At 55.1% G+C, this 22,383-nt stretch carries 14 protein-coding genes; 8 read left to right on the top strand and 6 right to left on the bottom strand.

The genetic code is table 11. The annotated features are described in order from the left end of the window. Positions 1 to 3: 3 nt before the first annotated feature. Positions 4 to 3,975, bottom strand: coding sequence for a trifunctional transcriptional regulator/proline dehydrogenase/L-glutamate gamma-semialdehyde dehydrogenase (gene putA / locus ACNT1W_RS16960; protein WP_419245894.1), 3,972 nt, complete (start codon positions 3,973 to 3,975; stop codon positions 4 to 6). A gap of 545 nt (positions 3,976 to 4,520) precedes the next feature. Between putA and putP the strand changes: the two genes are divergently transcribed. The 6 genes from putP to phoH all read left to right on the top strand — a co-directional run bounded on the left by putP (position 4,521) and on the right by phoH (position 13,549). Then, complete coding sequence (gene putP / locus ACNT1W_RS16955; protein ID WP_012145652.1) at positions 4,521 to 6,005, top strand: sodium/proline symporter PutP; 1,485 nt, start codon at positions 4,521 to 4,523, stop codon at positions 6,003 to 6,005. A 410-nt stretch (positions 6,006 to 6,415) separates the two neighbouring features. Then, positions 6,416 to 7,261, top strand: a complete 846-nt coding sequence (gene efeU / locus ACNT1W_RS16950; protein WP_012145651.1) for an iron uptake transporter permease EfeU — start codon at positions 6,416 to 6,418, stop codon at positions 7,259 to 7,261. A gap of 18 nt (positions 7,262 to 7,279) precedes the next feature. After that, positions 7,280 to 8,416, top strand: a complete 1,137-nt coding sequence (gene efeO, locus ACNT1W_RS16945; RefSeq protein ID WP_419245893.1) for an iron uptake system protein EfeO — start codon at positions 7,280 to 7,282, stop codon at positions 8,414 to 8,416. Positions 8,417 to 8,426: 10 nt separating this feature from the next. Further along, the gene (gene efeB, locus ACNT1W_RS16940; RefSeq protein WP_261408796.1) at positions 8,427 to 9,719 is read left to right on the top strand and encodes an iron uptake transporter deferrochelatase/peroxidase subunit; all 1,293 of its coding nucleotides are present in this window, start codon (positions 8,427 to 8,429) and stop codon (positions 9,717 to 9,719) included. Between the two features lie 212 nt (positions 9,720 to 9,931). Continuing rightward, a complete protein-coding gene (gene pqqU, locus ACNT1W_RS16935; protein WP_012145648.1) occupies positions 9,932 to 12,079 on the top strand; it encodes a TonB-dependent receptor PqqU in 2,148 nt (715 codons plus the stop codon). A gap of 684 nt (positions 12,080 to 12,763) precedes the next feature. After that, positions 12,764 to 13,549 carry a phosphate starvation-inducible protein PhoH gene (phoH, locus tag ACNT1W_RS16930; RefSeq protein ID WP_004945903.1) on the top strand — a complete coding sequence of 262 codons (786 nt, stop codon included), beginning with the start codon at positions 12,764 to 12,766 and terminating at the stop codon, positions 13,547 to 13,549. Positions 13,550 to 13,623: 74 nt separating this feature from the next. Here the strand turns inward: phoH and ACNT1W_RS16925 are convergent, their stop codons facing one another. The 3 genes from ACNT1W_RS16925 to ACNT1W_RS16915 are packed head-to-tail and all read right to left on the bottom strand — an operon-like array spanning position 13,624 to position 17,389. Then, a complete protein-coding gene (locus ACNT1W_RS16925) occupies positions 13,624 to 14,493 on the bottom strand; it encodes a dimethyl sulfoxide reductase anchor subunit family protein (RefSeq protein ID WP_419245892.1) in 870 nt (289 codons plus the stop codon). 5 nt (positions 14,494 to 14,498) lie between these two features. Further along, positions 14,499 to 15,053, bottom strand: a complete 555-nt coding sequence (locus ACNT1W_RS16920; protein ID WP_419245891.1) for a 4Fe-4S dicluster domain-containing protein — start codon at positions 15,051 to 15,053, stop codon at positions 14,499 to 14,501. Positions 15,054 to 15,055: 2 nt separating this feature from the next. Next, positions 15,056 to 17,389: a molybdopterin-containing oxidoreductase family protein gene (locus ACNT1W_RS16915; RefSeq protein ID WP_419245890.1), complete on the bottom strand. Its 2,334-nt coding sequence runs from the start codon at positions 17,387 to 17,389 to the stop codon at positions 15,056 to 15,058. Positions 17,390 to 17,808: 419 nt separating this feature from the next. On the opposite strand from ACNT1W_RS16915, the gene lpxO reads away from it, so the two are divergent. Continuing rightward, positions 17,809 to 18,711 carry a lipid A hydroxylase LpxO gene (lpxO, locus tag ACNT1W_RS16910; protein ID WP_135316993.1) on the top strand — a complete coding sequence of 301 codons (903 nt, stop codon included), beginning with the start codon at positions 17,809 to 17,811 and terminating at the stop codon, positions 18,709 to 18,711. A gap of 50 nt (positions 18,712 to 18,761) precedes the next feature. Here the strand turns inward: lpxO and chaA are convergent, their stop codons facing one another. Together chaA and ACNT1W_RS16900 are read right to left on the bottom strand one after the other, a co-directional pair. Then, positions 18,762 to 19,862, bottom strand: a complete 1,101-nt coding sequence (gene chaA, locus ACNT1W_RS16905) for a sodium-potassium/proton antiporter ChaA (RefSeq protein WP_012145643.1) — start codon at positions 19,860 to 19,862, stop codon at positions 18,762 to 18,764. Between the two features lie 314 nt (positions 19,863 to 20,176). After that, positions 20,177 to 20,995 carry a siderophore-interacting protein gene (locus tag ACNT1W_RS16900; RefSeq protein ID WP_012145642.1) on the bottom strand — a complete coding sequence of 273 codons (819 nt, stop codon included), beginning with the start codon at positions 20,993 to 20,995 and terminating at the stop codon, positions 20,177 to 20,179. A 568-nt stretch (positions 20,996 to 21,563) separates the two neighbouring features. On the opposite strand from ACNT1W_RS16900, the gene ACNT1W_RS16895 reads away from it, so the two are divergent. After that, the gene (locus tag ACNT1W_RS16895) at positions 21,564 to 22,259 is read left to right on the top strand and encodes a gamma-glutamylcyclotransferase (protein WP_017893197.1); all 696 of its coding nucleotides are present in this window, start codon (positions 21,564 to 21,566) and stop codon (positions 22,257 to 22,259) included. Positions 22,260 to 22,383 lie beyond the last annotated feature (124 nt).

Here is a 22,383-nt window from a genome sequence, read left to right as displayed (position 1 = left end):
GGATTAACCAATGGTCATCAGGCTGGCGTTACCGCCGGCGGCTGCGGTGTTGACACTCAGCGAGCGTTCGATCAGCAGGCGTTCCAACAGGATATTGGTCTCGCCGTGGGCAAAGCCCTGCACCGAAACGATCGCGCCACTGCGCTGGGCAATTTGCTCGCACAGGGTACGCAACTGATCGGCGTCGCCGTGGTAAATGGCGGCGTCAAACTCCACCTTGTCCTGTTGCCAGTCCTTGCTGAAACTGATGCTGGCCTGAACCGCGGCCGGCAGGCGGCGATACAGGGCGCGTTGCAGCTCGGCTTCCGGCCACAGCACGCTGCTGCCCACGGCCAGTACCGCAGCCAGTTGCGTCAGAGCATCGGCTTCGTTATCGGCCAGGCACAGTACCCGCTCACGCGGCAGCAGGGCGTAGGTATTGCGCTCGCCGGTCGGGCCTGGCAGAGGGCGCAGAGTGCCGCCCTGGCCCAGTTCGGCGTAGCGTTGTGCCAGCGTCACCAACTCAGATTGTTTTTCGGCAACGGCCCATTGCTCCAGAGCCTGATGGGCTTTGAGCAGTTGTGGCCGTGCGGTAGCTTCCAGCGGGCGCTCGTCGTCCTGACGGTTCAGGGTACGCAGCACCGCGTCATCCGGACGGTTGGCCAGCAAGCGGTACAGATACAACGGGCCACCGGCTTTCGGACCGGTGCCGGACAGGCCTTCGCCACCAAACGGCTGCACGCCGACCACGGCACCGACCATGTTACGGTTAACGTACAGGTTACCGACCTTGGCGCGTTCGGTGACGCGGGCAATGGTTTCGTCGATACGGGTATGAATACCCAGCGTCAGGCCATAACCGGCGGCGTTGATCTGATCGACCAGCGATTCCATATTCGAGCGCTGGAAGCGAACCACGTGCAGTACTGGGCCGAAGATCTCTTTTTGCAGCTCGTCGAAGCTGTCCAGTTCGATCAGCGTTGGCTTGATAAAGGTGCCGCGTGACCACTCTTTCTCATCCTGCGCATTGCCTTTCGCCGCCTGATAGACCTTACGGCCCTTGGCGCGCATCGCCTGGATATGGCGTTCGATACCGGTTTTGGCCTCGGCGTCGATCACCGGCCCGATGTCGGTAGACAGGCGTTCCGGGTTACCCATGCGGCACTCGGCCATCGCACCGCGCAGCATTTGCAACGTATGGTCCGCCACGTCTTCCTGAATGCACAGGATACGCAGGGCAGAACAACGCTGGCCGGCACTGTCGAAGGCGGAGGCGACCACGTCCGTCACCACCTGTTCGGTCAGGGCGGAAGAGTCGACGATCATCGCGTTCAGACCACCGGTTTCGGCGATCAGCGGCGTTGGGCGACCTTGCGGATCCAGACGACCGGCGATATTGCGTTGCAGAATACCGGCAACGTCGGTAGAGCCGGTAAACATCACGCCACGCACGCGGGCATCATTGACTAGCACCGAGCCGACGCTTTCACCCTGGCCTGGCAGCAGCTGCAGCACGCCTGGTGGAATGCCGGCTTCCAGCAGAATACGTACCGCCTGTGCGGCGATCAGCGGGGTTTGCTCGGCCGGTTTGGCCAGCACGCTGTTGCCGGCCGCCAGCGCAGCGGCAATCTGGCCGGTAAAGATTGCCAGCGGGAAGTTCCATGGGCTGATACAAACTACCGGGCCCAGTGGACGGTGGCTGTCATTGGCGAAGTCATCGCGTACCTGACCGGCGTAGTAATGCAGGAAATCGACTGCTTCACGCACTTCGGCAATGGCGTTGTTGAAGGTTTTACCCGCTTCGCGTACCAGAATACCCAGCAGGCTTTGCAGTTGGCCTTCCATCAGTTCAGCGGCGCGTTCAAGAATGGCGGCGCGTTCGGACGGCGGGGTGGCGAACCAGATTGGGCCGGCAGCGGCAGCGGCGTCGAGCGCCCGGCTGACTTCCCCTTCGGTGGCTTCACGCACGTAACCGACGATATCGCCCGGTTCGGCAGGGTTAATTACCGGTTGTTCCACGCCCTGATCCAGCTCGGCATCAATAATCGGTTCGGCGCGCCATGGCTGTGTGGCGCTGGTCAGCAATGCGCTGGACAGTGACGCCAGACGCTGTTCGTTGGACAGATCCAGACCGCTGGAGTTGGTACGTTTCTCGCCATACAGCTCACGCGGCAGCGGGATACGCGGGTGCGGCAGGCCAATTTGCCCTTCGCTGGCCGCCATGGCTTCAACGGCGGTGACCGGATCGGCCACCAGTTCGTCGAGCGGCAGAGTAGCGTCGGCGATACGGTTAACGAATGAGGTGTTGGCCCCGTTTTCCAGCAGGCGGCGCACCAGGTACGCCAGCAGCGTTTCATGGGTGCCGACCGGAGCATAGATGCGACACGGACGGTTTAACTTGCCGTCGGCCACTTTACCCACCACCTGCTCATACAAAGGTTCGCCCATGCCGTGCAGGCACTGGAACTCATACTGACCTGGGTAGTAGTTGTTGCCCGCCATGTGGTAAATCGCGCTCAGGGTGTGGGCGTTATGGGTAGCAAATTGCGGATAAATCAGGTTTGGCACCGCCAGCAGTTTGCGGGCGCAGGCCAGGTAGGAAACGTCGGTGTAAACCTTGCGGGTGTAAACCGGATAGCCTTCCAACCCGTCCATTTGGGCGCGTTTGATTTCGCTGTCCCAGTAGGCACCTTTCACCAGACGGATCATCAGGCGACGACGGCTGCGCTGCGCCATGTCGATCACGGCGTCGATGGCGAACGGGCAGCGCTTTTGATAAGCCTGGATCACGAAGCCAATGCCGTTCCAGCCGGCCAACTGTGGTTCAAAGCACAGCTTCTCCAGCAGATCGAGTGAAATCTCCAGGCGGTCGGCTTCTTCGGCGTCGATATTGATGCCGATATCATATTGGCGCGCTTGCAGGGTCAATGACAGCAGGCGAGGGTAAAGCTCTTCCATTACGCGTTCGTACTGCGCACGGCTGTAGCGCGGATGCAAGGCGGAAAGCTTGATCGAAATGCCCGGGCCTTCATAGATCCCGCGGCCGTTAGAGGCCTTGCCGATGGCGTGGATCGCCTGCTGGTAAGACACCAGGTAGGCCTGCGCGTCGGCTTCGGTCAGCGCGGCTTCACCCAGCATGTCGTAGGAGTAGCGGAAGCCTTTGTCTTCCAGCTTGCGGGCGTTGGCCAGCGCTTCGGCGATGGTTTCACCAGTCACGAACTGTTCGCCCATCAGGCGCATCGCCATGTCCACGCCTTTACGGATCAGCGGTTCACCGCTCTTGCCGATAATACGGTTCAGTGAGCGCGACAGATTGGCTTCGTTATGGGTCGCGACCAGTTTGCCGGTAAACAGCAGGCCCCAGGTGGCGGCGTTAACGAACAGCGACGGGCTACGGCCAAGGTGAGAATGCCAGTTGCCGTTGCTGATTTTGTCGCGGATCAGCGCGTCACGGGTTGGTTTGTCAGGAATACGCAGCAGGGCTTCCGCCAGGCACATCAGTGCCACGCCTTCCTGTGAGGAAAGGGAGAACTCCTGCAGCAGGCCCTGCACCATACCGGCGCGGCCGTTTGCACTCTTTTGGTTACGCAGTTTCTCGGCAATATCGTAAGCCATCTTATGGGTGGCTTTGGCGAGATCGGCAGGTAAGCGCGCCTGTTCGAGCAACATCGGCACCGCTTCGGTCTCAGGACGGCGATAGGCTGCGGTGATCGCCGCGCGGTTGACCGACTGCGGCAGAATTTGTTCAGCAAATTCAAGGAATGGCTGGTGGGACTCTTCCTGCAGTTGCGGCATAATGTCGTCCGCTTCGGCCTGGCCGGCAGCGGCAGTGGCAGGGATTTCAGGAATGTCGGAACCGTTCTCGAGACGCTCGAGATAATTAAAAATGGCCTGCTTGATCAGCCAGTGCGGCGTGCGATCGATACGCTGTGCTGCGCTTTTGATGCGATCGCGAGTTGCCTCGTCGAGCTTTACGCCCATGGTGGTAGTGCCCATGCCAATCCAACTCCTGTGTTTAAGAACCTATATACAAACGGCGGGCCAGATAGGCTGCTGGGATAGGTTCGTGCGTTGTGTGCTGTGATGAATGCAGACAATATCCAGCATGTTGCAACTTTGTGCAACCGTGTTAAATCAGGCGGATGAACGAAGTGTGAGTTCCATCGATTTTTTAACATCAATAATCGGCATGGTTCTTGCGTGGCCTTTGGCACGACAGGGTGGCGAGGGAGGTTTTGAGTGGGATATCCCCAGTGATATCAGGGCTAACATCAGATTTTTATTAGGTGCAACTCCGTTTGGTGTCGTCGGGTGTAACCCTGAGAGCGGTTAAATGTGACGCAGGGTAAACTTTGTGTAACTTTGTTGTTAAATATCTTGTTGGATAATGAATGGGTCATCTAGGATAGCCGGCAGTCAGACAATTGCGGGCGGAAACTATTTTCACCTGCGGGGGCCCGCAATTTCGCCACGTTCCGGCGGATTGGCAAGCAGTAACTATCGCAATACAGCGCGAAATAATAATGAGAGTGGAGAATTTCATGACAATGAGCACACCGATGCTGGTGACCTTCCTGGTGTATATCTTCGGGATGGTGTTAATCGGCTTACTTGCCTATCGGGCAACCAATAACTTTGACGACTACATTCTGGGCGGTCGTAGCCTGGGTAGCGTAGTGACCGCGCTTTCTGCCGGCGCATCAGACATGAGCGGCTGGCTGTTGATGGGCCTGCCGGGCGCCATCTTCCTGTCCGGCATCTCCGAAAGCTGGATTGCCATTGGCCTGACGATCGGTGCTTATTTCAACTGGAAGCTGGTGGCGGGGCGGCTGCGCGTGCATACCGAAGCCAACAATAATGCCCTGACGCTGCCGGATTACTTCACCAGCCGTTTCGAAGACAACAGTAAGCTGCTGCGGGTGATTTCCGCCATTGTTATCCTGGTGTTCTTCACTATCTACTGTGCTTCCGGCATTGTGGCCGGTGCGCGCCTGTTCGAGAGCACCTTCGGGATGAGCTACGAAACCGCGCTATGGGCCGGTGCTGCTGCCACTATCCTTTATACCTTTATCGGCGGATTCCTGGCGGTGAGCTGGACCGATACCGTGCAGGCCAGCCTGATGATTTTCGCGCTGATCCTGACGCCGGTGATTGTTATCTTCGCGGTTGGCGGCATTGATACCTCAATGATGGTGATTGAGGCCAAGAATCCGGCCAATCTCGATATGCTGAAAGGTCTGAACTTTGTGGCGATCCTCTCGCTGCTGGGTTGGGGCCTGGGTTACTTCGGTCAGCCACACATTCTGGCGCGCTTTATGGCGGCAGACTCTCACCGCACCATTCGCAGCGCACGCCGCATCAGCATGACCTGGATGATCCTGTGTCTGGCCGGTACCATTGCGGTCGGTTTCTTCGGGATTGCCTATTTCGCCAATAACCCGGATCAGGCGGGCAATGTGTCACAGAACGGTGAACGCGTGTTTATCGAATTGGCGATGCTTCTGTTCAACCCGTGGGTAGCGGGCATTCTGCTGTCGGCGATTTTGGCGGCGGTAATGAGCACCCTGAGCTGCCAACTGTTGGTGTGTTCAAGTGCGATTACCGAAGACCTGTACAAGGCCTTCCTGCGTAAGGGTGCCAGCCAGCGTGAGCTGGTGTGGGTCGGGCGCTTCATGGTGTTGCTGGTGGCGCTGATTGCCATTGCGCTGGCGGCAAACCCGGAAAACCGCGTACTGGGTCTGGTGAGCTACGCCTGGGCCGGCTTCGGTGCAGCCTTTGGTCCGGTGGTGTTGATCTCGGTAATGTGGTCACGCATGACGCGTAATGGCGCTTTGGCCGGTATGTTGGTGGGCGCGGCAACGGTGATCGTCTGGAAACAGTTTGCCTGGTTGGATCTGTATGAAATTATCCCGGGCTTCCTGTTCGCTTGTATCGCCATCGTGGTGGTGAGCCTGATGGGGCGTCAGCCTTCGGCAACCATCACCGAACGTTTTGATCAGGCAGAAGCCGAGTTCAAAACCGTTTAATCCTCTCGAGTTAATCATCTCAAAGGGCGCTTAATGCGCCCTTAGGTTGCTGACAAAGCAGGAAAAAACGTGGTTTTTCCTGCTTTGTGGTGATCAGCCGAAAATCAATAAATTGATTTTCCTGATTTTTATTTATCGACCTCTACTCGCTCTGGGCAGGAATGAGGTTTGTCATCAGTCTGAGGGCGCTTAATGCGCCCTTTGTCATTTATCACGCCGCGGTTTTCTGTCACTTGCCTGAAACACCTGGCGACATTTGATTAGAAAAAATCACCCTTGCGGCTCTTGTATTTCTTCCAGCCAGAATGATAATCACTATCGTTGTGTTTTACTTTTCTTTACATTGGCGTTGCCGCTATTTCTGGCGTGCGGGCGCTTCGCAGCAGATGCCTTTTTAGGGGTTATTAATTATGTTTGTTCCCTTCCTTATCATGTTCCGTGAGGGGCTGGAGGCGGCGTTGATCGTCAGCCTGATTGCCAGTTACCTGAAACGCACGCAGCGCGGTCAATGGTTAGGCGTGGTATGGATAGGGGTGATTGTTGCCGCTGCCCTGTGCCTGGCGCTCGGCATTTTCATCAATGAAACCACCGGCGAATTCCCGCAGAAGCAACAAGAGCTGTTTGAAGGCATTGTTGCGGTGGTGGCGGTGCTGATCCTCACCTATATGGTGTTCTGGATGCGCAAAGTATCCAAGTCGGTCAAGGTGCATCTGGAAGGCGCTATCGATAACGCACTCAGCTCCGGTAAAGGCCAGGGCTGGGCGCTGGTGGCGATGGTGTTTTTTGCCGTGGCCCGCGAAGGTCTGGAATCGGTGTTTTTCCTGCTGGCAGCCTTCCAGCAAGACGTTGGCATTGCGGCGCCTATCGGAGCGGTACTCGGCCTGGTGGCGGCCATCGTGCTGGGCATGATGATCTACTGGGGCGGGGTAAAGTTGCACCTGGCCAAGTTCTTCAAGTGGACCAGCCTGTTTATCCTGTTTGTGGCCGCCGGTCTGGCTGCCGGGGCGATCCGCGCCTTCCACGAGGCCGGGTTGTGGAACCATTTCCAGGATATCGCGTTCGACTTCAGTAACCATCTGTCGACCCATTCGCTGTTTGGCACCCTGCTCGAAGGCATCTTCGGCTATCAGGAAGCGCCAACGGTAAGCGAAGTGGCGGTCTATTTCCTGTATCTGATCCCAACGCTGATTTTCTTTTTCCTGCCGCAGCGTGCGGAACCGGCAGCGGTTTCGGCGCAACGTAAAATCAATCATTAATTTAAATAGGGAATCTGTATGTCTACTCCATTATTCCGCCGCAAGGCGTTGCACGCAGCATTACTGGCTCTGCCGGCGTTCGCGCTAAGCATCAACGCTCAGGCGGCGGACGTGCCGCAGGTGAAAATTACCGTTAACGACAAACAGTGTGAGCCGATGCAGTTGACGGTAGCGGCCGGTAAAACCCAGTTTGTGGTGCACAACACCAGCCAGAAAAACGTCGAATGGGAAATCCTCAAAGGGGTGATGGTGGTGGAAGAGCGTGAGAATATCGCGCCGGGCTTCACCCAGAAGATGACCGCCAACCTGGAGGCGGGTGAATACGACATGACCTGCGGACTGCTCAGCAATCCGAAGGGCAAGCTGACCGTGACCGCTGCCGCAGGTGCCACCACCGACGGCAAACCGAATGCGATGGATTTGGTCGGGCCGATTGCCGAATACAAGGTTTATGTGACCAAAGAAGTGGAAGGCCTGGTTAAACAGACCAAGCTGTTCACCGATGCGGTGAAAGCCGGCAACGTGGCCGAGGCGCGTAAACTCTATGCACCGACGCGCCAGCACTACGAGCGCATTGAACCGATCGCCGAACTGTTCTCCGACCTGGACGGCAGCATCGACGCCCGTGAAGACGATTACGAGAAGAAAGCGGAAGATCCGAAGTTCACCGGTTTCCACCGCCTGGAAAAAGCGCTGTTTGCCGATAACACCACCAAAGACATGAGCAAATACGCTGACCAACTGTACAACGACACCGTCGAGCTGCAAAAACGCGTCACCGATCTGACCTTCCCGCCGAGCAAAGTTGTCGGCGGGGCGGCCGGTCTGATCGAAGAAGTCGCGGCGAGCAAAATCAGCGGTGAAGAAGACCGTTACAGCCGTACCGACCTGTGGGACTTCCAGGCTAACGTCGACGGCGCGCAGAAAATCGTTAACCTGCTGCGTCCGTTGCTGGTCAAGGCCAACAAACCGCTGCTGGGCAAGATCGACGCCAACTTTAAAACCGTTGATACCATTTTGGCGAAGTACAAAACTAAAGACGGCTATGAGTCTTATGAGAAGTTAACTGATGCCGATCGCAATGCCATGAAAGGGCCAATCACCACTCTGGCGGAAGACCTTTCACAACTGCGTGGCGTTCTGGGTCTGGATTGAGGCAAGCATAATGAGTAACAAGATCGGCCCGGAAAACGGGCCGCATCCACAGGGCGCGGCGTCACCGTCGCGCCGTCGTTTGTTGCAGGGGTTGGGGCTGGGCGTGCTGGCGCTGGGCGGCAGCCGTCTGACCCAGGCGGCGGATAAAACCGCCGATCCGCTGGCGGTACCGCAGGACGAACGTTGGCAGAAGCAACCGTTCTATGGCGTGCATCAGGCCGGGATCCTCACGCCGCAGCAGGCCGCGATGATGCTGGTAGCGTTCGACGTGCTGGCGAGTAACAAGCAGGATTTAGAGCGTTTGTTCCGGTTGCTGACCACCCGTATTGCCTTCCTGACTACCGGCGGCAGGGCACCGGAGGTGGATCCCAAGTTGCCCCCGCTCGATTCGGGCATCATGGGGCCGGAGATTTATCCGGATAACCTGACGATCACCGTGTCGGTCGGTACCTCGTTATTTGACGAACGTTTCGGTCTGCAGGCGCAAAAACCGCTGCGGCTGCAGAAAATGACGCGCTTCCCGAACGACTCGCTGGACGCCAGCCTGTGCCACGGGGATTTGGTGCTGCAGATTTGCGCCAATACCAATGAAACGGTAATCCACGCGCTGCGCGACATTATCAAGCATTCGCCGGATCTGCTCAGCGTGCGCTGGAAGCGGGAAGGGTTTATTTCTGCCCACGCCGCACGTAGCAAAGGCAAGGAAACGCCGATCAACCTGCTGGGCTTTAAGGATGGCACTGCCAACCCGAAAACCAGCGACAAACCCTTGATGGATCAGGTGGTGTGGACAGCAGACAACGCCGGGGAACCGGCATGGGCGGTGGGTGGCAGCTATCAGGCCGCGCGTATTATCCGTTTCCATGTGGAATTCTGGGATCGCACGCCGTTGCAGGAACAGCAAACCATCTTTGGCCGCGACAAGCACAGTGGTGCGCCACTTGGCATGAAACATGAGCACGACGAGCCGGACTACGCGCAAGATCCCGAGGGGAAAATGATCCCGATGGACGCGCATATTCGCCTGGCCAACCCGCGCACGCCGCAAACCCAGAGCAACTTACTGCTGCGTCGTGGTTACAGCTATTCAATTGGCGTGTCCAATTCCGGCCAGTTGGAGATGGGGTTGCTGTTTGTTTGTTATCAGGCCGATCTGGAAAAAGGCTTCCTGACGGTGCAAAAACGCCTGAACGGCGAAGCGCTGGAAGAGTATGTCAAACCGATCGGCGGCGGCTATTTCTTTGCGCTGCCGGGGGTAAAAGACGCCAATGATTACCTGGGCAGCGGCCTGTTGAAAGCGTAACTCACCTCTTACAAGGCGGGGGATCCCCGCCTGAATTTTGCAGCCATTCACGACGAACCGCCGTTAATTAAAATCAATAGTGACCTTGCGCAATTGGGGGACCGGGCTTTAATTAGGCTAACTATTTTCATTTTTTGTTAAAAGCATTAACATGCTGGCCATAACGTTCCAAATGGTTCATACCCTTCGATCCCTTTAACGGCATTTTCCTGATGAAAAGCACTCATAAAAACCGGTTGGCAGTTTCAGCGCTGGTTATTCCAGCCCTACTGCCTGTTTCTGCCAGCTTTGCGCAGGACAAGGATAGCGAACAGACCATGGTGGTCACGGCCAAACGCAGCGGTCTTTCTGAACTCTCAACCCCGGCTGCCGTCAGCGTGGTCACGGGCGATCAAATCCGTGAGGCGAGGCCGCAGATCAACCTGTCGGAAAGCCTGGGCAGCGTGCCGGGTCTGCAAATTCAGAACCGCCAGAACTATGCGCAGGATTTGCAGCTCTCGGTGCGTGGTTTCGGCGCGCGCTCAATGTATGGCGTGCGCGGCGTGCGTATCTATGTCGATGGCATTCCGGCCACCATGCCGGATGGGCAGGGGCAGACCTCGAATATTGACCTTAACTCGGTCGAGAAGGTGGAAGTGTTACGTGGCCCGTTTTCCGCGCTCTACGGTAACGCCTCCGGCGGCATGGTGAATGTGGAAACCGAAACCGGCCAACAGCCGCCCCGCATTGAGGCCGGTTCGTACTTCGGCAGCTACGGCACCTGGCGTTATGGCGTCAAGGCCACCGGGGCGACCGGTGACGGTACCCACGCCGGTGATGTCAACTACACCATTTCCGGTACCCGTTTCACCACTCAGGGGTTCCGTGACCACAGTGGCGCGCGGAAAAATCTTGGTAATGCCAAGCTCGGTGTTCGCATCGACGATGTCAGTACGCTCACGCTGCTGTTCAACAGTGTTGATATCAACGCCAACGATCCGGGCGGCCTGACGAATGCCGAATGGCACGATAATCCGCGCCAGGCGCCGCGAGCCGATCAGTACAATACGCGCAAAACCACTTCACAAACTCAGGCCGGGTTGCACTACCAGCGTGAGATGGGCGTTGATGACGATCTCAGCATCATGATGTATGCCGGTGAGCGTGAAACCACTCAGTACCAGTCGATCCCGGTCGCGGTACAGCAGCGCAGTGCGCAGCATCCGGGCGGGGTGATTGATCTGACGCGCCATTATCAGGGGATTGATACCCGCTGGACGCACCGTGGCGAGCTGGGCGTGCCATATACCCTGACCGGCGGGCTGGATTATGAAACCATGACCGAACAGCGTAAAGGGTATGAAAACTTTACCCAGGTCAACGGCGTCACCGAGTTGGGCACCGAGGGGGCGCTGCGCCGTAACGAACGCAACCTGATGTGGAATGTGGATCCTTATCTGCAAACCTCATGGCAGTTGACGCAACAGCTGACGCTGGATGTTGGTATGCGTTACAGCACCGTTAATTTCGACTCTAACGATCACTACGTTACCGGTGCCAATGGCGATGACAGCGGCAGCGCCAGTTACCATCAGTGGCTGCCTGCCGGTTCCCTCAACTATGCGGTGATGAGCGGCTGGAACCTGTATCTTTCCGCCGGTCGCGGTTTTGAGACGCCGACCATTAACGAACTGTCTTACCGTTCAGGCGATCAGGCCGGGCTGAACTTCGGGCTGAATCCCTCGACCAGCGACACGGTGGAGTTGGGCAGCAAAACCCGCATTGGCAATGGCCTGCTGACCGCCGCCGTTTTCCAGACTGACACCCGCAACGAAATCGTGGTGGATGAAAGCAGCAACGGCCGCACCAGCTACAAAAACGCCGGGCAGACCCGCAGGCGTGGTCTGGAGCTGGCGCTGGATCAGCAATTCGCTTATGACTGGCGGGTACAGCTGGCCTGGACGCTGCTGGATGCACGCTATCGCGATGATGTGTGCGGCGACAGCCAGTGTTCGGCGACCAACATGGTGCCCAGTGGCAACCGCATGCCGGGCATTGCGCGCAATATGGGCTATGCCTCGCTTGCCTGGTCACCGCCGGAAGGTTGGTATGCCGGCGCAGAGGTGCGCTATATGAGTGATATTGAAGTTAACGATGCCAACACGGAGCAGGCCCCGGCTTATACCACCGTTGGTTTGAATACTGGCTACCGCTATCCGCTGGGTAATTGGATGCTTAACGTTTTCGGCCGGGTAGATAATCTGTTTGACCGACAATATGTAGGGTCGGTGATCGTTAATGAAGGTAATGGCCGTTACTACGAACCGGCACCGGGCAGAAACTGGGGCGGCGGATTGAGCGTCTCTTATACCTTCGAGTAACTTCAGGACTTGCCTGTCGGCGTAATCATTCAGCATCAGGGCGGGAGCTTTCCCGCCTTTTTTATTTATAAATTTCGACGGATTGACAGGTTCTGAGTTGGATGAAATTTAATCGGGAAACCAAAATGTCATCGACGCCATTTAATGGTAACTATTTGATATTATGCATGTTAAAAATTTTATTGAATGACGTAATCGGCGTGATATAGTGTTCTTGCGCCGCGTGAAAACAAAAAAGATTAAAATTTTTTACATTTTAGTAACGCGGCAGGGTTGAATGTCATTATACTGTAATCATCTGGCGGTAGTTTTCACAAGGTGCACAGCTCGAAGCTGTAAATAACACTGCGGGGATCGCTAATGGTAAAGTCCTTGGTTGGGCTAGAAAGAAAAAATAACAGACCTTCCCTGATTTCTCGTTGTAACGAGGGCATTCGCTCCGACTCTCTTTTCCTGGCTACTCCGCACTCTCGTCATCACAAATTCTTGTCACTTTTTAATCTGGTTTTAATTACGCAATCGCGTTATCCCGTGAAACATCGGTGTGCCGTCACGCCTGCCGTATATTCACTTTTTCAATTGGCTATTGTTGGCTCGAAAGGAAGCCGAAACCTAATCTGTGTGTGAAACATAATCGCGCGGCCAGGCCGTTGCGGTAGGTGAAACAAACTGTAAGGTGCCACTATGAGACAAAAAGCAGTGATCAAAGCACGTCGTGAAGCGAAACGCGTTATTCGTCGTGACGCTCGTAGTCATCGCCAGCTTGAAGAAGAATCCGTAACCTCGCTGGTACAAATGGGTGGTGTTGAGTCTATCGGCATGGCACGTGACAAGCGCGATAGCTCTCCCATAGAGGCACGAACCGAAGCTCAGGGTCATTACTTAATCGCCATAGATAAGAAGCAGTTGATTTTTGCCACCGGTGAAGCCGGCTGCGGCAAAACTTTCATCAGCGCTGCGAAAGCGGCAGAAGCCCTTATACATAAAGAAGTGGATCGGATTATCGTTACTCGTCCGGTTCTGCAGGCGGATGAAGACCTCGGTTTCTTACCCGGGGATATTTCTGAGAAGTTCGCCCCTTATTTCCGTCCGGTGTATGACATTCTGGTGCGCCGTTTAGGATCGTCCTTTATGCAATACTGCCTGCGTCCGGAAATCGGCAAGGTAGAGATCGCGCCTTTCGCCTACATGCGCGGGCGTACCTTCGAAAATGCGGTCGTTATCCTGGATGAAGCCCAGAACGTAACCGCCAGCCAGATGAAGATGTTCCTGACCCGTTTGGGTGAGAACGTAACGGTAATCGTTAATGGTGACGTCACCCAATGCGACTTGCCACGCGGCGTGAAGTCCGGCCTCAGCGATGCGATGGAACGCTTCGAGGAGGATGAAATGATCGGCATCATCCGCTTTGACAAACAAGACTGCGTCCGCTCCGCCCTGTGCCAGCGTACGCTCAACGCCTACAGTTAAAACCTGCCCGCTAATTGAAGGCCGCCGCTTCGGCGGCCTTTTTACTGCGCTGGAAATGGGGCCGACCGATCATCTCAAAACCAAGGATACTGGCCCATCACGCCAGAGTAAAATAGCATCCGGCCACTCACCGAGGCGCAAAGCAGGGCCAGCATCAGCACGCTGGCGGTTCCTGCTGACAACACCGGTCGGCGATAAAGATAGGTCGCCAGCCCGGTCGCGATAATCAACCCGGCAAAAATCAGCCAGACCATCAGGCCTGAGCCAAAGATGGCGATGGCACTGACCAACATTTTACCCTGTTCACTAAAGCCTGCGCTGTACCCCAGGATCACCGCCAACATCAGTGCCACCGCCAGCAAAATACCGCCCGGCAGTTGGGTGGGAAGCTGTCGTTGATGCTCATCCAGCGTGGCATTGAAGACACTGATCCTCAGACCCAAAGTAGCAAAACCCAACAGCAGCGCCGTGGTAATAAAGCTGAGATGGGTGATGGGCGAGTGCCACAGCGGGTGGCTGCTCATCTGGTAATAAACCTGCGCCGAAACCAGAATGGCGGCCAGCCCGGCCACGGAAGCCAGCAGGCTAACGCCGCGGATCAAGGCATGGTTACGGTTAAAGCGAAACAGGATGGCCGCCCAGCTAAACACCACCGCATTGAGCAAGAAGAAAGCGACGACTTCCCGGCTTAACCAGGAATGACCGATACCCAAAATGGCGCGGTAGGCACCGGTTGGCGAGCCCAGATGCAATAGCGACAGCATCGAACCGAGAATATTGACGGTTAGAATAACCACCGCCATGTTGCGCAGGGCATTAAAGCGTTTTTCTTCCGTCAGCCATATCGGCTGGGCGAGGATTAGTATTGTGATGGCCACAATCGTGCCCACCGCCCACTGACAAAATACGGTAAAAAAGACCAGGGGAAGTTCATATTCAGACATGGCATCTATTCCTTATCACCGGCGGGAATAATCACGATATTGGGATGGCTGATTTGATGGTTCGGCAGTGAGTAACGGGTTTCGATGCGCGTTAAGTCAGCGGAGTACTGCACGCGCAGCACGTCTATATCACCAAACTGCAGCACTCCGGCCGGGCAGGACTCGACACAACGGGGTTGCAACCCCTCATCCAGCCGTTCGGCACACAGGTTGCACTTGCTGGTTTTCCCTTCGACCGGGTCGAATACCGGCGCATTGTAGGGACAAGCCATAATGCACATCCGGCAACCAATGCATTTGTCGTGATCCTGCACCACGATGCCGTCCGGGCGTTTACTGTAGGTATCGGCGGGGCAGACTTCCATACACTGCGGATCGTCACAGTGATTGCAGGACATCGAGATAAACGCCATCGCGTTAGGATCGTCAAAGCTAAATTCCCTGACCCGGCGCCACAGCACGCCCGCCGGAGTGGCATTTTCGGATTTGCAGGCCATTGAGCAGGTTTTACAGCCGTAACAGCCACACATATCAACCAAGAAACCATATTGTCTGACCATGATTATGCCTCCGCTCTAACGTCAACCAGGGTGCTGTTACAACAATGGCCGGTGCCCAGAACCTCCACATGATCGTTAGTCACATGGCTGCTGCTGCCCCCTTGCTGTTCCCACCAACCGTTATCCAGACACACCACGCCGCGTTTGATTTGGCGGGTCACCACTGCCAATGCCCGGTGTTCGCCACGGTGATTGAAAGCAATGGCCCATGCGCCGTTCTGGATATTGCGGCTGGCGGCATCATCCGGGTGGATCATGATATTGGGCTGATTGCGCTGCACCTCGAGGATCCATTCATTCATGCCGTGGCTGGAATGAATACTGCGGGCCAGCTTGCGCTGCACGGCCATTAACGGATATTTTCTCGCCAGTTCGGGAGAGCCTTTGGGCGATTCTTTAACCTGCATATAGGTGACAATCGGCGGGAAGTCCTTCTTCTGCCAGGCTTCAATAAACAGGTGGGCTTTTTTAGTCGGCGTGCGGAAGATGCCATCTTTGAACGGGATCCACGGCACTGGAACCGGCTTGACTGGCCCCTGGCGCAGTTGTTCAATCGTGATGCCGGTACCGGCCAGGCAGTTTTCGATATAGTGTTCAATCGGTTGATTAAACACTTCGCCAAAGCCGAAACGTTCGGCCAGCCGGGCAAAAATCCAGTAATCCGCTTTTGCTTCGCCCACCGGTTCTACCGCTTTTTCCATCAGTTGCACGTAATGGCTGCGAACGCTGGCCATCAGGCTGAGATCTTCAAAGATGGTGGTCACCGGCAGCACCAGGTCTGCATACAAGGCGGTGGAGCTCATCAGGTTATCGGCCACCACCACAAAGGGCACTTTCTTCAATGCCTTCTTGACCATATTGGTATTGGGTAGCTGGGTCAGGGCCCCCAGAGTCATAATCCACCAGAAGTTAATTGGGTGAGGGCGATCGTTGACGATCCATTCACCGGTTTTGGACACCGGTATCGGCGGGATTTTTTCTACCTTGGGTGCCGCTGGCACTGGCGGATTGAACTTCATCATCTGTCTTGCGCCGCCGGCATCACAGACACCGCCACCGGCTTTGCCCATATTGCCGGTCAGCAGCGCCAGATAGAACTGGCTGGCGGCCACATAGGTGCCAAACTCGGTGCGCTGAGCGCCGGACATATTCTGTACGATCATTGAAGGCTTATTGCTGGCATATTCCCGCGCCAAACGCAGCAGCGTGGCCTGCGGAACATCGGTCTCCGCCGTTACTTTTTCAGGACTCCAGGGGGCTGCTTGCTGGCGGATCAATTCAAACACCGTGGTAAAAGTGGCATCAGCAGGCAGTTCTGCCTGTGTCAGTGCAGCAACAATGGCGGGCGTATCGTGACGCACCAGGCGCCGGCTCAGGATGTCGTAGACCAGATAGCTTTCTTGATCCTGTGGGTTTTCCCTAAGTTGTTTTTGCTGGGTATCGACCAGATAAACCGCCCCGGTATGTTGACGCAGAAAGTCGGCATCATAGCGCCGCTCATCGATAATGATTTTAATCATCCCCAGCGCCAACGCGGTGTCCGTGCCAGGCACAATCGGGATCCATTCATCGGCTTTGGCTGCAGTTTCGTTAAATCGAGGATCGATCACTATCAGACGTGCCCCCCGATTCTGCGCCTTAATATATTCTTTAAAATAGGCCTGCATGGTCACCGCCGGGTTATTGCCCCAGCACAGGATATAGCGGCTATCGCTAATGGTGTCGCGCATATCCGCATAGCGCAGGCCAAGCATCGGTATCATGGCGGCGGTGACCGCAGAGCAACACAAAGAGCCTGCACGTTGGGTGGCCCCACCGAGGTAATCAAAAAAGGCCTTGGCCATATCGTTTTTAATCGAATCCATATTGCCGGAGCTGGTTGAAATCAACAGGCCTTTATTCCCGTGGCTGGCAATGGTGTTACGGATATTTAGCTCAATCAGATCCAACGCTTCATCCCAGGATATGGGGTTGAATTTCCCTTCGCCCTTTTCCCCGACCCGAAGCAAAGGCGTTTTAACCCGCAGTGGGTGAGATACCCATTTGGTCCGGCTAATACCGCGCAAGCAGCACTTGACGTTAAAGCCTTTGCTGGCCTCTATTTTCTTGAGTTCACCCTGATAGACGTAAGCCGTCAAATTACAGTGCAGACATTCCATCGCACAGGTTGACTTAAAGGTTTGATAGTCGGTTAGTTTAAGCCGCACTCGGGGTAAGGGTTTGCCATTATCCAGGGCCATGGAAAATATGCAGGGTGAGATGCTGGCCAAGCCAATAACTCCCAGTCCTTTTAACAAGGTTCTGCGATTCAGTCTGATATCTGATATGTTTTTCATGATGTTTCCCGCACGTATTATTTGTTTTTATTATTGTTCGTGGTGTTGTTATTTATTTTAAATAACACCCTGAGTTAAACATGGGGGGATTATGATGCACTGATCGAAATCAAATTATTAATTTATTGTTTTACCGTGACTTACACGTTCCACTTATAGCTTAACGGCAAAGTTAATTTTCGTTTATTGCCTTTGGCGGGCCGCTTTGGTTGGCCTGGTTGGACAGCGCTGAACCGTCAATCTCCGCTTGTTTACCTCTTGTGTAAACTATTGTGGTTTTTTGTATAGATTTTAGTTGGGTTAGCGTTAATGCTTAGTGGTGTTCCAGACGGGCGAAGGGGTTCATCCGCCAAAAGGAAATATCTGGGAGTATGCTGGGTTGGCGTACTGGGCATTGGGATTTTCAAAGCGGTTCAATCATGAAATATATTATTTTATTGCTATTTATTTTGTGCGTTGTGTATGTCCATTACCGTGGCAGGGTGCGTTACACCTTCTGGCGGCAACTTTCCGATCATTCGACCTTCACTGCGCCATTGAACGTTTTTATGTATTTATTCTCACGCGTGCCGACCACGCCTTATCTGCAACCGGAGCAATTTCCAGAACTGCAGGTGCTGCGGGAGAATTGGCAAACCATTCGCGATGAAGGGCAGCAGCTGATGGCGATCCAACAGATCAAAGCCTCGGATCAATTTAATGACGCCGGATTCAATTCGTTTTTCAAAACCGGCTGGAAGCGCTTTTATTTAAAATGGTATGAAGACAGCCACCCGTCGGCGATGAGCCTGTGTCCGCAGACCACGGCTTTGTTACGTAGCCTGCCTTCGGTCAAGGCGGCGATGTTTGCCGAACTGCCGGACGGCAGCCGCCTGCCGCGCCACCGCGACCCTTACGCCGGTTCGCTGCGTTATCACCTGGGGCTGATTACCCCGAATGACGACCGCTGCTTTATCGAAGTGGATGGCGAGCGTTATAGCTGGCGTGATGGTGAGGGGGTGATGTTTGATGAGACCTATCTGCATTTCGCCGAAAACCAAAGTGGGCAAAACCGGCTGATCCTGTTTTGTGATATCGAAAGGCCGATGCGTTTCCGCTGGGCGCAGGGCATCAACCACTGGTTGGGGCGTAACCTGATGAGCGCGGCTACCGCACCCAATGAAGAGGGCGATCGCACCGGTGGCGTCAACAAGCTGTTCAAGTACATTTATGCGGTGCGTAAAGTGGGCAAGCGGCTGAAGGCGTGGAACCGTACCGGGTATTACATCATTAAATGGATTTTGTTTGGTGGCATTGCGGCGGGCATTTTCTTCGCGATTTAAACTTTCGCGCTATAAAGGCGATGGGCGCCAACAGGGCGCCCATCGGTTAATCAGGCAAAGATAGTCATCATATAGGCGGCGAACAGCGCCAGGTGCGCAGTCCCGTTCAGCACGTTGGTTCTGCCGGTAGAGAACGAAAGCTGGCACAGCAGCAACACCGTCAGCATTACCACGATATGTGGCGTCTGCAAACCGAAGATCAACGTCTGACCGGTCAGCGTGGCGATGACGGTGACCGCCGGTACCGTCAGGGAAATGGTCGCCAGCACCGAGCCGAAGAACAGGTTCATGGCGCGCTGTACCTGATTATTCAATACCGCACGCAGTGCCCCCAGACCTTCAGGCGACAGGATCAGCAGAGCGACCAGGAAGCCGGTAAATTGCGCCGGGGCATTTACCTTGGTCAACAAACCTTCCAGCGGATTGGCGTTAAACTTGGTTACCGCGATCACCGCAACCAGATGCACGATCAGCCAAACGGCATGCCAGGCACTGCTGTGCGAGGAAGGCTTGCCATGGTGCGGATCGCCATCGTCATCTTCGTGCTCATAGACGAACAGGCTCTGGTGAGTTTTGGTCTGGATCACCAGGAACACGCCGTACATGGCGGCAGATATCACCGAAACCAGCAGTGCCTGACCGGTAGTGAAGTTACCGCCGGGCAGCGCACTCGGGAACACCAGCACAATCACCGCCAGTGGGAAAATCGCCATCAGATACTGTTTTATGCCGCCCAGGTTTACGTACTGGGTAGCGAATTTACGGCCGCCAAGCAGCAGCGCAACGCCGACCAGCCCCGCGCTGACAATCATAATGATCGAGTAAAGCGTATCGCGCATCAGCGCCGGCGCGGCGTCGCCGGTGGCCATCAGCGCTGAAATCAGGCTGACTTCCAGGATCACCACCGACAGGCTGAGGATCAGCGAGCCATAGGGTTCACCCAGGCGGTGGGCCAGAACGTCGGCGTGGCGCACTACGCTGAACGCGCTGCTGAGAATACCGATCAAGGCAACGATGTTAATGCCGACGATCAGCGGAAAGTTGCTGGTAGTGCCCCACAGATTCAGCACCACCAGGGCGGCGATAGGGAGCAACAGGGAATACTCAGTGTGGCGGGATTTGGATCGGCCAGGATCGTTTTGCGACTTCATTTTGATGGTACTCCTTCTCAAACAGCGTGGTCCCGTCATCGCTGACTGCCGTTAAAGGCAACTCTGCGCATCCAGAATGTAATTATATTTAATAATAATAGGATACACCCGGTGGTGCGTGCCGGGGAATGATGTGATGTTGTTTTACTTGCAAAAGCAAATGCTTGCTTTATGTGACTAGGTTAACAAAAAAACCGCACGGAATGCGGTTTTCTTTACTTTCTTTTACGCAGTAACATGAAATTACTTCATTAACGGCACATAAATTGCAGTTTGAGCGTGTATGACACCGTTAATAAAGGAAAAAATCCACATCAGTCATCAATATTGTCCATAATTTCATGCCGTTTATTATGATAACCCTCTTCGTTTAACCCCTCACGCCAGTAAGGTACGGCATAAAGCCGATTACGCTCACATTGACGATCGCGGCGCAGGAAGCGGCGCAGTTCAACCACCAGACGATCTTCACCGGCCAGCCAGTATTGGGTCGCGGCCTGTGGCTGCGGCAAGGCGCAAAACTGGGTGATCAGCTCGGCGGTTTTCTCGGTGCCGCCAATAATCCAGCTTAGCTCAAGGCCTGCAGGTTTTTTCAGCTCGATCACGTCGGCCGAGCTATCTACACGGATAAAGGCATTGCCTTCGCTGTGTGCCGGTAGCCCTTCCAGCAAAGCAGCCAATGCGGGTAAGGAAGAAGGATCGCCGGCCAGGCAGTAGAAATCGGCCTCTGGCAGCATGGGTTTCGGGCCACCGGGGTTACTTATGCCAATTTTATCGCCGGCTTTTGCCGCGCGCGCAAAGTCAACGGCCGGGCCGCTATGGTCATGAATGGCGAATTCAATGTCGACCTCTGCCAGTTCTGGACGCACCGCACGGATGGAATAGGTGCGAACAATGGGGCGTACCGCGTCAGCTGCCCAGCGCGGGCCATTTTCGGTCAGTGTCGGCAGATCCGGTTGTGTCTGGCCTGCAAGCGGCAGGAAAACCTTAATGTGTGCGGCGGCGGCGTTGGCCGGGTAATAGCGCAGGTCCGGTGCGGTGAAGGTGATACGACGCAGGTGCGGGGTAATATCGCGAATGGCACTGACTGCAATCAGGTAGGGTGCGCGTGAGCGTGGGGCTTCGGTAGTCACGGGTTTCTCCTTATGTTCGTTTGGCGCAGAGTATATCACGCCATTTGATAATGAGAATTGTTTGCTGATGAGGCTGGTGACAACGGCAGCTGCGCAAAAGCAGGCATTCTTTCCGAAGGGATAACCTAATTGGGAGGCATCATCTGGTTATGCTTAGGTGTGGCATTTTACCTTTTGATATTATTGCTGCTGAGTACAAATACTTTTTCACTTTAAATCCCGCGTGAAACTTGATTGCTCCACGAGAAAAGAATAAGGTCATTATTATCGCGGGAAGGGTTATAGAATTAATAAAATTCCGCAGCTAATAAATATACCCTATAGCTTTCAAGTTGCAGCTAGGCGACCCGCTCGCTCATCCCCAGGCGCTTACAAAAGTTAAGTAACTGGGGTGAGCGACAAATCTGTCGGGAACAGATTTGAACGCTGCTTGCAGCGGCCCTGAAAGGGCAAGGCCCATGGATGGGCCTTGTAAGCAGATAACAACGCTGCAACTTGAAAGATGACGGGTATAAGATGAACAGTGGCTAGGGAGTATGAGCAATCTTATTCCCGGGAGGTTGTTAAGGTGTTAACGCGAGATTTTCTGCAAAATGCGGATTGCAAAACAGCATTCGGCACCATTGAGGAGTCGCTGTTACTGACATCAGAGCAGCGTGCGGCCTCACTGGATTGTACTTTATCCCGCCGGCCGGATAACAGCCCGGTGTGGGTTTTCGGCTACGGTTCATTGATGTGGAACCCGGTGTTTGAATCCGAAGAGGTGCGACCGGCCACGCTGCAAGGTTGGCACCGTGCCTTCTGTTTGCGGTTGACTGCCGGACGTGGCACCTTGCATCAGCCGGGGCGTATGCTGGCGCTGAAAGAGGGCGGCCATACCACCGGCCTGGCGTTCCGCCTGCCGGAAGCAAAACTGCGCGAAGAGCTGGAATTGCTGTGGAAACGTGAAATGCTGACCGGCTGCTATTTGCCGACCTGGTGTGACCTCACCCTGGCCGATGGCCAAGTGGTGACCGCGTTGGTGTTTGTGATGAACCCCCAGCACCCGCTGTTTGAAGAAGATACCAGCCACCAGGTGATCGCGCCGTTGATCGCCAGCGCCAGCGGGCCATTGGGCACCAACGCTCAGTACCTGTTCTCACTGGATAACGAGCTGAGAAACCATGGTATGAAAGACGACTGCATCGGTGATTTGGTCAGCTATGTGCAGCAGTGGTTGCAGCAAAATACCTCCGGCCCTGTTGGTGGAGAGGCGACGGCATAATCCCCGCACCGCGCTTTCATAAGGCTCAGCATGCTGAGCCTTTTTTATTTGATATATCTAATACCTATATTTAATAACTTTATTCTGCATGAGTATTTAGTCCATACTTAAATGATGGGTATTT

Origin of the sequence: Serratia sp. NFX21 (genome assembly GCF_048517035.1) — a bacterium.
Classification (GTDB): Bacteria; Pseudomonadota; Gammaproteobacteria; order Enterobacterales; family Enterobacteriaceae; genus Serratia; species Serratia quinivorans.
Note: the sequence above shows the minus strand (reverse complement) of the source record. Positions and strands in the feature narration are given on the sequence as shown.